Origin of the sequence: Clostridium sp. (genome assembly GCF_051278035.1) — a bacterium.
Lineage (GTDB): Bacteria > Bacillota > Clostridia > Clostridiales > Clostridiaceae > Clostridium_AD.
Map to the genome: position 1 here is coordinate 1 of NZ_JBNMNU010000112.1, position 14014 is coordinate 14014.

Consider the following 14014-nt stretch of genomic DNA (forward strand, 5'->3'; position numbering starts at 1 on the left):
GTTTGTATTAGGCGCACAAACAATAATATCAGTTGCGTTAACTACAGCTTTTTCTTCTCCAATTTGTATTGTTCCTTTACCAGAAACAACATAAAAAAATACATCAACAGGAACCTTATGCTGGGGAACTTCATCTCCAGGCTGTAAATTCAAATTCATAACTCTTGTGTTATCATGGCTTATAAGTTGTTTAGCTACAACGCCTCTCATGTTTTTCTTGCCTTCTATTTCATTCATTCTAATAATATTCATTATATCTTCTCCTTCACATTTTTTTATTTGTGCTAATAATTATTACTCTACTGTTATTGCACTCACTGGGCACTGTTGCTCAGCATCTTTAGCATTCTCGATTAGCTTATCTTCAATTTCATTTTCTGATGCCTCCGCCAATCCATCATCAACCATCTCAAAAATTTCAGGACATACAGCAGCACACAATCCACATCCTACACATGTATCCTTATCAACAAAACCTTTCATTAAAATAACCTCCAATGTAATAAATTTTACTCTTCTACTTTTTCAAAATCTAATTTTGGTACTCCACATAACGGGCAGACCTAAGAGACTCCTTAAAATACAATTAGATTTTTAATCTAATTACTTGTTAGTAACATTCTATCCCTTTAGACCTATTTAAAATGTGATTTAAATCAAATAAAACACTATATTAATTTCTTACTATAGGCGCTTAGTTGTCTTTCGGTTTCTTCCATTTGTCTATCCACAATACTTGCCTTTTCTATGTGGCCTATTATACTTTCAGATGTTATTTTTAATATTCCATCAACATCTACTATTTCTTTACTCATGTTTTCAATGTGACACTTTTGCTCAGTTAAAATTCCCATTACTACCTTAACTTCCTGTTCCACTTTTGCTATAGAGGATAGACTCCCCTCTATTTTTTCTGCAGCATTACTAGAAGCACTAACTCCACTGACAATGACCTCATTAGACCTACTGGAATTATTTAGTACTACTTTTGTTTCATCTTCTATGCTACCTATTAAATTTGAAATGTCTTTAGTGCTTTGTTTAGTCATTTCTGCTAGCTTTTTAATCTCACCTGCCACCACTGTAAAACCCTTTCCCTGTTCTCCTGCTCTAGCTGCTTCAATTGCTGCATTTAAAGCTAATAGATTTGTTTGACTTGAAATGCTAGTTATTAACTGAACAACTTCATGAACCTTACTAAATTTTCTTGCCAATTCATTTATACTTTCAGTATTATTCCTATTCTCATTTTCTAAAGACTTTATTATGTCTACCATTTCATCAATAGCATCCCTGCCTTCGTAGGATTTCTTAACTGTATCCTCTGTAATCTCTATAAGTTTATTCCCTTCTGAATATAAACTATCCGTTAAGCCGTTAGTATTTCTTGTTAAATCTGAAATTTCATCCATATGGATTCCTATTTTACTCGCAAGTTCTCCTAATACATCATGTTCACTATCTACAATATGGTGCTGCTTTACAGTATCCCCTAACAACTTGCTAATATCTTGAACAAAATCCTTAGTTTCATTATGAAATCGAACTTCCTTCTGCTCTTTTTCTTCGCTATGCTTATTGTGAATACTTTCTAGATCTCCATACTTTTTATTTTTAAATAAACTCATTTACTTATTTTCCTCCTAATTTTTCTTTATCCATTAAAATACCTCAATTTTATTATCAAACTATAGAGTTATTATACCTATTTTTACGTAAAAATACGGTAACATGTGTTACCGTATTTAAACTTCATTCATTTGCCCTCATTTAGTACTCTGATAGGTTATAATTTATTATTCAATATAGAAGTTAAAAGCTTTGCCACCTTTTTTCTTAGTAAAATACATAGCGGTATCTGCATTATGAATTAGATCTTTCGTATTATCCGAATCATCCGGATAAATAGCAATTCCAATACTTATATGTACATCCAAATTTACATTATTCCATTTCACAGGCTTAGCTATATAATCAAGCATTCTATTAGCAAGCATTGAAGCATCACCTTTGCCTTTTATAAAAGGTTGAATCACAAGAAATTCATCTCCTCCAAGCCTCCCAATTATATCAGCTTTTCTTACAGTTTCTTGTAGTCGTTTTGCTATGGTCTTTAAGACTTCATCCCCTGCATTATGCCCATGTATATCATTTATTAATTTAAATTTGTCTACATCAAATAACATCACTGCAAATTTATATTTGTTTCTTTTAGATTGTTCTAATGTTTTTTCGAATTGCATCATTAAAAATCCTCTATTTGGAATATCTGTTAGAGCGTCATAGTTTGCAAGGTACTTAATTTTTTCTTCAGATTTTTTCCGTTCAGTAATATCCCGAATAATATGAATCCTAAACAATTCCCCGTTTATCTCTGTAGTCCTGTAACTCACTTCTACAGGAAAACTTGTACCGTCTTTTCTAACATGGGTACATTCAAACACTACTCCTTGCGAAGAGGACTCTTCCATCTGTTCTTCATAATCTTTCATAGTTAAAGTATGCCTTAGTTGTTGTAGTTTCATGTTTGAAAACTCAGCATGTGTGTAACCATATTTTTCTATCGCAGTTTTGTTTGCGTCAATAATGCTTCCATCCGATTTAAGATAAAATATTATATCCTTGGCATTCTCAAACAGTATAAAGTGCTTTTTTAACACTTCATTAGCTTTGATAATATCTGTAATATCTTAAATAGAATAATAAACTGGCCTTTAGTAGGGCTAATAATATTAACTTTGAAATGCTTATCTATAGTTTTAAAATAAATATTATATTTCATACTTTTGCCACTTAGAGCAGCTCGGCCACATGCATCAATCCATTTTGAATCTATATCAGGGTATACTTCCTTAATTGTTTTACCTATTATATTCTCTTTACTCACTCCAAATATGTTTTCAAAATAATTATTTGCTTCTAATGTTTTGAAGCTTATAGGACTTCCATCAATTCCACAAATAATCTGATTCATCAGAAATCCTTCTTCCAAGGAATTAAACAAATTATTAAAATATGCTTCACAATCACCATTACAGATGTAAGGTTTAAACATTTCTATATATCGACCCCTTCATTATTAATATTTATGTTTCTTTTTTAATTATACTCAATACAACTATGTACTTCAACATCTTAAACTGATTTTCTTATTACATTTAACATTACACATAAACGCAAAAAAAGCTTCGTTATAAAAACTAACTGAAGCTTAGCTGTATCAATAGGTAAAGATATGCGGGCCCTACTCTTTTTAAGAGAGCTTCAATAGATGATCTCACACCTTTTTTAGTTTCGAATTTTTTAAATGCCTCTCTCCAAATTTGAATTACCGAATTTTTACTGAATTGCTCCTCCGTTAAATAAATTAAAGAACTGTTGTCACAAGCTGAGATTAAAGCTCTGACTCTTTTGTCAAATATACTACATAACCGTCTGGCATTATATTAATACATAGGATTACCGCATTTAGATTCAGATGGTATTTTTTGAATGGAATCCCAATGTTCTACAATCTTCCCTTTTTCATCGAAACGGAAGAAGTCCATTGTTATATATTCTTCATTTCCAGGCCAAGTGAACCTTTTTAGATGATAGTAATGATTTCATCCTCTTTTAATCTAGATTTAGGTAATTTAGCGTTAAAATCATTATCACTTCGATAACCTAGTCCAACCACAGCAATTGCTGTGTAGCCTTTTTTACGTAATCCTAACTCTTCATCTAAAACTTTCGCATCAAACCCTTCCATTGGTACAGCATCAATGCCAAGAGCCGCAACACCTAATAAAAGATTGCCCATATTTAAATAGACTTGTTTTTCCATCCAGTGTTGTAAATCTTTTAAATCATAACGATGTATATTTACAAACATTGAACGCCCCATATGTTGGTTGTTTTTAGATTCTTGCTCAGTAAAACGACCATCAGCATCCTCTGTTTCTAATACATGAAGTAAATAGTCTTCATTCATATCAGTCTTTGAACAAAATACAACAACCTGTGATGCACCTAACACTTTACCTTCATTAAAATTATAAAAACCTTGAGTGCTTTTACTAATTTGTTTTTTACCTTCATCTGTATTTGCAATTACAAAGTGCCATGGTTGCCCGTTAACACTAGATGCACTAAGCCTTAAAAGATCTTTAATTTTGTTAAGATCCTCATTAGAAATCTTTTTTGTAGCATCAAATTCCTTTACAGAATATCGTCTGTTTAAACTTTCAATTATATTCATATTTTTTATCTCCTCTTATTTCAATATATTTTTGTTATTTGCTCATTGTCAATACATGACTTATTTATTCTATTTACTCTTTAAGAATTGTTGATTCCTGAATAATATATCTCCTTACTATTTGGGATTATATGTACCTAGAGGCCCTCTCCATCTGAATTTTCCAACTGTTTTTTTACCTATTTGAATAGCTTCCATGGGGCATTGATGTACACATCTCATACAAAGATAGCAGTTGCTGCCAAAGCTTACCTTTTCATTTACTTTAATATTATTAGCAGGACATATTCTTTCGCATTTTTTGCATTTAATACAATTGTTATCAGCCCAGAACTTTCTTTTTAACCATCCCTCCATAACTATAAATAATTTTTTCATAATGGTACTACAAAATGGTTTGCCTATATTTGAATTCACATTTAAGCAAAATCGTTCCACTTCATCATTTTCTAAGGCCCTTGTTACCGCTTTAATTCTATCCACCAAATTATCTACCACTTCAATGGTTTAAAAATCCTTATTTGTAATTTTATGTGCCATGGGCGAATCTTTCTTTAGAAAGGCTAGTCCATCTGACCCTGGCATTTTTATATCAGCATATCCAAGTGGATTATATCCAGCTTTTTCAAAGATCTCTTTAGCATGTTTTAATGCAATTCCACTAGAAATGGCTTTTGTGCAAAATACGAAAACCCATTTTGTTTTTGTAATGGGTATATTCTTTAGATATTCCTCTATAAATACTGATATATCACAAGCATAAACTGGAAATCCAAAAATTAAAGTATCATATTTTGATATATTTTCACTCTTAAATAGTTCCAATGGGAATAGTTCTATTTCGTACATATCACAACTTAAATCACTTTTTATATACTGAGCTACAAACTCCGTGTTTCCAGTTCCACTAAAATATAAGATTAATATCTTCATACATTTACCTCTTTTTCTTTTATAATTGTTATATTTATAGTCCCTTCTATACATCTTATACATTTAAATTGTGAATTGTTTTATGTGGAACTACTATTTCCCCTGATTTTTCTAATGCTATTTTTGCGGCAATAGGTCCTATTATAGAGTATATAAATGTAGAACATAATATAATAACTCGAATTTGCATTGCATATTGCGGTATAAGATTTCCAGCAACTACAATTAAACCTAATGCAACTCCTGCTTGTGGCATAAGTGTTGGGCCTAGATATTTACATATATTATCGTCTTGTTTAGTAATTTTTCCACCTAGCCATGCACCAGCTATTTTTCCAATAATACGCATAATAACATATAAAAGTCCAATGACCCCTATTCCACCAAGTGCAGATATTTTAAAACCCGCTCCGGAAATAACAAAGAACACCATGAAAATTGGAGGTGAAAAGTCATCTGTAATTTTAACTACACTATCAATATCTGCATATATATTAACAAACACACCACCAAGTGCCATGCAAGCTAGCAAAGGAGAACCCTGAAATAATTCAGCTGCCCAATAAGTGATTAATATAATTGCAATAATAATGCAAAGTCTATTTGATGATTTTTTGAACCATTGAAATATTAACTTCATAAGAATACTTGCGATGCCTCCCAAAATAAAGGATATTGCTATTCCATATATAGGGGTTAGTATTGACAAAATAATATTAGTGTTAATACTTGAGGACATCATTTTTACTATGGTGGTCGCAAATCCAAATCCAATAAGAGCAACAGCATCATCTATGGCAACTACACTCATAAGCATTGATGTTAATGGTCCTTTAGCTTTATATTGATTTATAACCATTATGGTTTGGGCAGGAGCGGTTGCTGCTGCAATTGCTCCTAATAATATTGAAAGCTTTATATCAAACCCAAAGAGAATTAAAGTTATGGTTACGAGTATAATCGCTCCAAAAGATTCTGCTATAGCTATTACTATAGGTGAAATTCCAACTTTTTTAAAATAGATTAAATTGAACTCACTTCCAATTGCAAAGGCAATAAAGCCAAGTGCTATATCTGATACAACAGAAAAACTGTTAACCATATTAACAGGAAGAAAGTTTAAAAAAGAAGGTCCGAGTAGAAGTCCAGCAATCAGATAACCTGTTACATTGGGAAGTTTTACAAATTTAGCAAGCCTACCAAAAATTATTCCGGTAAACAGTATTATAGCAACTTCAATTATTATTTTACTTTCCAATTTTCCTAATCCCCTTTGTAAAATCAATTGGCACACTAAAAATTACACCAGTATCTTTAAGTGAAAGGTCTCCCACTACAGACTCGATAGCACTGACTGCTTCTTCTAGCTTGTCTTCTTTTATAACAGCAAATATCACCTTACTTTTTTCTCTTTCAGGATTTAAAAATGCTCTAAGAGATCCTAAAAAAGGAATCTCATCTTGATCGTGTTCATGACTTAATAACCTTGCCATACCCATGCTTTCCATAATCGTGGCACCGCTGATGTTAATGCGTGCAAGTTCAGTTAAAACTGCATCTAATTTATCCGTTTTATTTAATATAAAAAATAAAAGTTTCATATATACTCCTTTCCGCTCTATTAAAAATAATTCAGAATATTTACAATATACTAAGTATATTACTAATATATCCTTTTTACAAACGCTATCAGTTGTAACATCAAAAAAACACAGGTTTTTAACCTGTGTTTTTTAATCACTTCTGAGTTTATTGTAATATGATCCGATGTAAGATATAAGTAATCATATTGCAAATAAAGTTAATAGATTATGTTACAATGCTATCTATTAACTGATACTCACTTAATAAACAAATAATCTTTCCACACCGGGCTACTTTTGATCATATTTAATTCCAGTTCCTCATAAGGAATTTCCATATCAAGGTGATCCCCAATAGCATGTGGGACTTCAATACTTAGTATGACCCCATTCATTGTTAATTTGTAATTAACTTCTTGTTTTTTAAAAATATTTATTAAATTTTTGTTAGAGTACTGATTTTCAATGGTTTCCTTAAGATTAATGCCAGATTTTTCCAAATCCAAATCATCTCTAGAAGGTGAATAAATACCTGACTTGAAAGCTTGAATAAATTGATCATCAATAACAAATATATCTTTTAAAGTCAATGTATCAACTTCATCCAATGCAATATTTTGCGTATAATATATATTAACGGGATAAGGAGTTTTTTCAAAATAAGAGATTCCCTGATAAACAATGCTGAGCACTTCGTTATCATAACCCGTGATTTCATATTTCAATTCTAGAGAAAAAGCACCCATATCCTCTTCGCCCATTCTAAGTGAATCCAACTTAGTTCTAATACTATCCTGAATTACTTTATTTACTGACTCCACCTTGGCTTCATTATTTGCCTTATTAAGCTGTGGGAATTTTATGGTGATTCCCTTCTCCGTATAGGTTTCATCAATAACACTGTAAGTAAAGTCTTCTTTTTCCACAAGATCGGAGTCTTCCTCTTCCGTATTCTTTTCGGGTGTGTCTATCGACTGTTCTGTATTTTTTTCGGGTGTCTCTATCGTCGGATCTGTCTTCACAACATTTTCATCTTTACTGACAGCCGATTGGTTAACTATCACTTCAGGTGATGTTTCCTTTCCTTTACATGCAGTAAGACTTATAGCTAGTATAAAAATACCTGATAGAACCAGACTTTTCTTAATATTTTTCATGATTAACCCTCCATACTCTTTATTTAACTTATGATTAGTTTACTTTGTAAATTTCGAGTATAAATAATTTTTCTACCGTAGTTTTTAATAGATTAGCAAGGTTCATAGCTAATTCCAGAGTAGGATTATACTTTTCATTTTCAATCGCATTTATGGTTTGCCTCGTAACTCCCAGTTTAGTCGCTACATCCTCCTGTCTAAATCCAAGTTGTTTTCTTAATTCTCTTATATTATTTTTCATACTTTCCTAGTTCCCATTTCATCCATTTTTTTCACAAAAATACTCCCTTGTTTAAATTATAATAAGTATAACAACATCCATAATGTAAAAAATCTTTTATATTCTTATTTTATCATTAATCCGAACGAAATGTAAATAGTTTTTTACATGTAAGCAAATTCTATTCTGTTTTCACTTAATTTAATGTATCATTATTCTAAAGTTTACTATAATATTAGTATTGTAAAAACTTATTAGAACAGCTTCTAGCATTTATCTTATATTAAATTTAATATGACCAATGCTTATAAATAAAAAGGATGATGAGAATGCGCTTAAGAAAAAACTCCCTACAAATTAAATTCATGATGTTTTTTACGATATTTGCTATTGTCCTATTTGTAAGTGTAGGGCTCTTGTTTTTTAAAAGCACTAATCAAGCTATTAATTTTTCGAAAGAAAAAGAATTCATTACCTTAGCCGAAGAAACTTCAAACAAAATTGAGAGATACATGTTTGAAAGATATGGAGACATTCAAGTTATGGTTACTTCTCCGCTATTAAAAAAAGATCAGATGAAAAAAGATGTAAAACTACAATATTTGAATAGTGTGAGAAATGCCTACAAGGCATATGATTATATTTTTATAACTGATAATGTTGGCAATATAGAAGTGTCTTCTGGAAAACTTCAAGACGATGTTGCTTACAAAAAATTCTTACCCATGGTTTTAAAAGGTACAAATTTCGTATCCGATTTTACATATTTTAATGATACAAAATCTTATGGAGTATATTATGCATCTCCAATAATAGATGAAACTAATAAAATTACTGGAGCAGTTGTTGAAAGGATGAACTTTAATGCAATTTCTGAAATCGTAAAAAATGTACGATTAGGTAGTAATGGATACGCTTATATCGTAGATAATCAAGGTAATAGCATTTTTCAGCCCTCAAATAATTTAATAAATACCGGTATATTAGAGGCAAAAACCAATAAGACATATTTTACAGTACATAATAAGGTGAAATATTTTTCTGCTTACTCTCCTATAAACAAATACAAAAGTCAAAAAGACACTTGGAATATAGTAGTAGAACAACCTGAAAGTGAAGCTTTTCAAATTACCTATAGTCTTAGAAATTACACAATTGTAATTGTAATTTCTTCTGTGTTAATTGTATTTGTTCTAGTGTTGCTTTTATCAATAAAAATAACCAAACCAATTAAAACATTAGTTAAGGAAACGCAAAATATTGCTAAGGGATATATTGGCAAAAATATCAAAGTTGAAAGCGGTGATGAAATAGGAAGTCTTGCAGAATCTTTTAACATTGTTTTGGGTAACCTTAAGGCTATGATGCAACAGATAGTACAAATATCCGGTGAAGCAGCATCTTTTGCAGAAATACGGCAGTACACTGGAGAATTTTTTAAAAATATTCCAAATGCTATAATCACTATGGATAACATGGCAAAAATCACTAGCTTTAACAATGAAGCTAGCAATATAACTGGAATAGATGAAAACGATATTTTGAATAAAACGGTTACAGATTCTTTTGATATTAGTCTGCTTCCAATAATAAAATTACTAATTAACGGACTTGAAAAGGATATAATATACATTAAACATATAATAAAAATTAAAGGCAACATGGGAATTGAGACACCTATAATGATTAACACCTCTCTGCAGAAAGATGTAAAAGGAAAAACTCTTGGGGTAATCGGAGTTTTCAGAAGTGTTGAAGAAATAAGACAATTAGAGGAAAGTGTCATAAGAGCTAAGAATTTAGAATCCTTAGGTGCTTTATCTGCAGGTATGGCCCATGAACTTCGAAATCCTCTCACCTCCATAAAAGGATATGCACAATATATAAAGTCAGAGCTTGGTGAAACTAGTGACCTTAATGAGGATATTTCAATAGTCATTGATGAGGTAGATAGATTAAACAATATTATTGATAGATTTCTGGACTTTGCAAGGCCAAAGGAATTGAGTCTTGAATTATGCAATGTTAATGAGGTTTTAAATCTTGTAGTAAAGCTTATAAGTAAAGAAATTCTTCCTAAAAACATAGATATATTAATGGAGCTTTCTAATTTACCTTCTATCCACTTTGACTTTGAGCAAATAGAACAGGTAATATTAAATATTTCTTTAAATGCTATTCAGTCAATGCCGAGTGGTGGAATACTAAAAGTCCATTCAGTTTTTCTTGAAGCATCAAATATAATAGAGGTGACACTTACAGATACGGGGATTGGAATATCTGCTGATAATAAGGATAAAATATTTGAACCATTTTTTACAACAAAAAACAAAGGAACGGGACTAGGCCTTGCAATCTGCGCTAGAATAGTTGAAAATCATAAAGGAGTGATAGAAGTTTTAAGTACGAGCGAAGTAGGTACTACTTTCACAATTAAACTGCCTGGCCCCCAAAGATAGGATGGTGATTATATGTCAAAATACTCCATATTAATAGTAGATGATGAAGAAAACGTGAGAGGGCTTTTACAGAAGATTTTTCTAAGAGAAAATTACATAACTCATATTGCATCAAATGCGGAAGAGGCTTTACATATTATAGACACATTTCAAGTTGATGTTGTTATCACAGACATTAAAATGCCTGGTATTAGTGGAATAGAACTACTTAATAAAATAAGAGAGATAGATACTTCTATTCAAGTAATTATGATTACTGCCTTTGCAACCTTAGAAACAGCTATTGACGCTTTAAAAATGGGTGCTAAAGATTATATTACAAAACCCTTTAACATAGAAGATGTTTTACTCTCAGTAAAAAAATTAATCCATAGTATTGATAGTACAGATATTATAGATTCTCATTCGAAAAATATTGTAGATAATATTAATAAATCCTTATCAAGTGATAGTACTTCCATGAGAAAAACTATAGATATGATAGCCCGTGTGTCAGATACAAAATCTACAGTTATGCTATATGGTGAAACTGGCACTGGAAAAGAACTTGCTGCTCATTCACTTCATTATATGAGCTCAAGAAAAGATAAGGCTTTTATAAAAGTAAATTGTGCAGCTATATCGGATTCTCTTTTAGATAGCGAACTCTTTGGTTACGATAAAGGTGCATTTACAGGTGCCGTAGTAAAAAAACCTGGGAGATTCGAACTTGCGAATGGTGGCTCAATATTCCTAGATGAAATAGGCGATATTTCCCCCACTGTACAAGTTAAGCTTCTTCGCGTGCTTCAAGAAAGGGAAATTGAGCATTTAGGAGGCATAAAGACTATTAAAATTGATGTGCGAATTATAGCAGCCACGAATAGAAATCTTGAGGAACTCGTAAAAAAACATATCTTTAGAGAAGATTTATATTATAGATTAAACGTTGTTCCAATAACTTTACCCCCTCTTAGAGAGCGGAAAGAAGATATACTAATGCTTGCAAACAGTTTTTTAAGTAAAGCTTCAGTAATATCTGGTAGAGAGAAAAAACAAATAACCAATGGTGTGCTAGATTGTCTAATTAATTATAACTGGCCTGGAAATATAAGAGAACTAGAAAACATTATAGAGAGATGTGTAGTGGTAACCTCAAAAAATATAATAACTGAAGATGATTTGCCATCATGCATCTCTAATTACAATCCATTAGATACCACTGAAAAACAGTGTGCCTCACTTGATACTGTTATTGATAATGCAGAAAAAGAGGTATTAATTAAAGCGCTAAAACAATGTAACGGGAATAGAACAAAAGCTTCCGAATTATTAGGTATAAGTAGAAGATCGCTTCACAGAAAAATAATAAAATATGCTATAAAAGATTAATATTAAATATGAGACAATCGTGTCACAACTGTGCACAACTGTCTCATATTTTTTTGTCTCAATTTATCGTATTAACGTAGTAACCACCTCTCATCCTTTGTAGTACGGTGAATTAAATAGAGTCACGTTGGTCATACTTTGGCATCAATATTGCTCTATATAAATTTAAAATACTATTATAACAGGAGGAATTTCATATGTCACAAATTAATTCAGGCGATACCGCTTTTGTCCTTTTAAGTGCAGCACTTGTTTGTCTTATGACACCAGGCCTAGCATTTTTCTATGGAGGATTGGTAAGAAAAAAGAACGTTCTCACAATTATGATGCAAAGTTTTATTTCAATGGGTGTAGTTTCCGTTATATGGATTTTTGGTGGATTCAGTTTAGCCTTCGGTCAAGATATTCATGGTATTATAGGTAATCTTAAGTATTTTGCGCTGCAAGGAGTTGGAATTACTCCCAATCCATTATACGGACCTACTATACCATTCTTGTCATTTTGTACATATCAACAGATGTTTGCTATTATAACCCCAGCTCTTATTACGGGTGCTTTTGCGGATAGAATAAACTTTAAAAGTTATTTAAAATTTTTGGTATTTTGGACTATTCTAATATATATTCCACTAACCCACTGGGTTTGGGGCGGGGGATTCCTCCAGCAACTTGGCGTTGTTGACTTTGCTGGTGGAATAGTTGTTCATGTTAGTGCAGGGATGGCCGCCCTAGCTTCAGTGTTCTTTGTAGGAAAGCGAAAGTATGCAGTTGGAGAAAAGGCTCTTCCACATAATATTGCCTTTGTTGCTTTAGGTACGGCGCTTCTTTGGTTTGGATGGTTTGGATTTAATGGTGGAAGTGCTCTTGCAGCAAATGGCATTGCAGCTACAGCCTTCATAAATACTGATATCTCTGGTTCTGTAGCTATGGTTACTTGGCTTTTAATATCATGGAAATTTGAAAAGAAGCCAACTTTAATAGGTACTCTTACTGGAGCAGTTGCAGGCCTTGCAGCCATAACTCCAGCTGCAGGTTATGTAAGACCTTGGGCAGCCGTTATTATTGGAATATTAGCTGCTGCAGTGTGTTATTTGGCGGTAGAGCTTAGAAAAAAATTGCAATGGGATGATGCACTAGATGTTTGGGGCGTTCACGGTGTCGGTGGTATACTTGGTTCCATTCTAGTTGGTGTCTTTGCACAGTCAAAGGTTAATGGAATAAATGGTTTATTGTTTGGGGACACTTACCAATTCTTTATTCAAATATTTGCTGTAATACTTACCGGATTATATGCTTTTGGTGTTACCTTTTTAATTCTAAAAGTATTGAATCACTTTAAACCTGTAAGAGTTAGCGTAGATGAAGAACTTAACGGTCTTGATAACTCATTACATGGTGAAAACGCTTACGAATAATAATTCATATTTTAAGTAAGATAGCTTCCTCTTTATTATATAAGAGGAAGCTATCTGTTTTAAAAGGCACCAATATGCCTTAACTTTAGTGCGTAGTATTGCTGCACAATGTTGTTAGCTTTAATAAATGTATTATTGTTGATTTTTGATGGCTTGTTTGATACAATAACAGAGTATTATTGCAAGTGTGCATATAAGTAACATATGAAGAAATACATAAAATTAAGAAGGAGCATTATATGGTATATAGTAAGATCAATAGAATATTTTGGGGAATATTATTTTTAATAGCTTTGATAGGTATTATAGTAACGACTAAAGATATGTTTTTTTTAAATCTTTTTGCAATTGGTTCCGGAGTTGTTTTTAGTATAGATTACTACAATATAAAGAAACATTATGACCCTAATATAAAAAACATTGCCGCATTAAAAAAATGGCATATTTATGCAAATGTTGTCCAATGGGTATTTTGGATAGCTCTATTATATATGTTTTTTATGTCTAATAGAGGTATAGGATATAAAGCTTTTATAATAGGTGATCTATTCATTGTTGCAACTTTTGCTACACTAAAGTATAAAAAACAGCGTGACAACTAAGCCATATGCACCAAAACTTGTTTGCCTCTATATA

Annotated in this window: 14 protein-coding genes and 2 pseudogenes; 4 read left to right on the plus strand and 12 right to left on the minus strand. The window is 31.7% G+C overall.

The window, feature by feature from the left end:
* From ACJAX4_RS15700 to ACJAX4_RS15755, 12 genes and pseudogenes are all read right to left on the minus strand, one after another.
* A partial coding sequence (locus ACJAX4_RS15700) for a cupin domain-containing protein (RefSeq protein ID WP_435790392.1) occupies positions 1-252 on the minus strand: 252 nt, incomplete at its 3' end.
* Positions 253-294: 42 nt separating this feature from the next.
* Complete coding sequence (locus ACJAX4_RS15705) at positions 295-483, minus strand: ferredoxin (RefSeq protein ID WP_435790393.1); 189 nt, start codon at positions 481-483, stop codon at positions 295-297.
* Between the two features lie 185 nt (positions 484-668).
* Positions 669-1628: a methyl-accepting chemotaxis protein gene (locus ACJAX4_RS15710; protein ID WP_435790394.1), complete on the minus strand. Its 960-nt coding sequence runs from the start codon at positions 1626-1628 to the stop codon at positions 669-671.
* A gap of 168 nt (positions 1629-1796) precedes the next feature.
* The gene (locus ACJAX4_RS15715; RefSeq protein ID WP_435790395.1) at positions 1797-2660 is read right to left on the minus strand and encodes a diguanylate cyclase domain-containing protein; all 864 of its coding nucleotides are present in this window, start codon (positions 2658-2660) and stop codon (positions 1797-1799) included.
* Positions 2654-2974, minus strand: coding sequence for a PAS domain S-box protein (locus tag ACJAX4_RS15720; RefSeq protein WP_435790396.1), 321 nt, complete (start codon positions 2972-2974; stop codon positions 2654-2656). Before ACJAX4_RS15720 ends, ACJAX4_RS15715 begins: the two co-directional genes overlap by 7 nt.
* A 271-nt stretch (positions 2975-3245) precedes the next feature.
* Positions 3246-3356: pseudogene (locus tag ACJAX4_RS15725) on the minus strand (B3/B4 domain-containing protein); the annotation flags it as partial.
* 230 nt (positions 3357-3586) lie between these two features.
* Positions 3587-4240, minus strand: a complete 654-nt coding sequence (gene nfsB / locus ACJAX4_RS15730) for an oxygen-insensitive NAD(P)H nitroreductase (RefSeq protein ID WP_435790397.1) — start codon at positions 4238-4240, stop codon at positions 3587-3589.
* 117 nt (positions 4241-4357) lie between these two features.
* Positions 4358-5236, minus strand: a pseudogene (locus tag ACJAX4_RS15735) (EFR1 family ferrodoxin).
* A complete protein-coding gene (locus tag ACJAX4_RS15740) occupies positions 5229-6431 on the minus strand; it encodes a cation:proton antiporter (protein WP_435790398.1) in 1203 nt (400 codons plus the stop codon). Before ACJAX4_RS15740 ends, ACJAX4_RS15735 begins: the two are co-directional and overlap by 8 nt.
* On the minus strand, positions 6421-6774 hold the full coding sequence (locus tag ACJAX4_RS15745; RefSeq protein ID WP_435790399.1) for a P-II family nitrogen regulator: 354 nt from the start codon (positions 6772-6774) through the stop codon (positions 6421-6423). Before ACJAX4_RS15745 ends, ACJAX4_RS15740 begins: the two co-directional genes overlap by 11 nt.
* 239 nt (positions 6775-7013) lie before the next feature.
* A complete protein-coding gene (locus tag ACJAX4_RS15750; RefSeq protein ID WP_435790400.1) occupies positions 7014-7913 on the minus strand; it encodes a hypothetical protein in 900 nt (299 codons plus the stop codon).
* A gap of 34 nt (positions 7914-7947) precedes the next feature.
* Positions 7948-8154 carry a helix-turn-helix transcriptional regulator gene (locus tag ACJAX4_RS15755; RefSeq protein WP_435790401.1) on the minus strand — a complete coding sequence of 69 codons (207 nt, stop codon included), beginning with the start codon at positions 8152-8154 and terminating at the stop codon, positions 7948-7950.
* Between the two features lie 308 nt (positions 8155-8462).
* Here ACJAX4_RS15755 and ACJAX4_RS15760 point away from each other — a divergent pair, with 308 nt between their 5' ends.
* The 4 genes from ACJAX4_RS15760 to ACJAX4_RS15775 all read left to right on the plus strand — a co-directional run bounded on the left by ACJAX4_RS15760 (position 8463) and on the right by ACJAX4_RS15775 (position 13980).
* Positions 8463-10592 carry an ATP-binding protein gene (locus ACJAX4_RS15760; protein WP_435790402.1) on the plus strand — a complete coding sequence of 710 codons (2130 nt, stop codon included), beginning with the start codon at positions 8463-8465 and terminating at the stop codon, positions 10590-10592.
* Positions 10593-10604: 12 nt separating this feature from the next.
* On the plus strand, positions 10605-11963 hold the full coding sequence (locus ACJAX4_RS15765) for a sigma-54-dependent transcriptional regulator (protein WP_435790403.1): 1359 nt from the start codon (positions 10605-10607) through the stop codon (positions 11961-11963).
* Positions 11964-12160: 197 nt separating this feature from the next.
* Positions 12161-13378, plus strand: a complete 1218-nt coding sequence (locus tag ACJAX4_RS15770) for an ammonium transporter (protein WP_435790404.1) — start codon at positions 12161-12163, stop codon at positions 13376-13378.
* 239 nt (positions 13379-13617) lie between these two features.
* On the plus strand, positions 13618-13980 hold the full coding sequence (locus tag ACJAX4_RS15775; protein WP_435790405.1) for a hypothetical protein: 363 nt from the start codon (positions 13618-13620) through the stop codon (positions 13978-13980).
* Positions 13981-14014 lie beyond the last annotated feature (34 nt).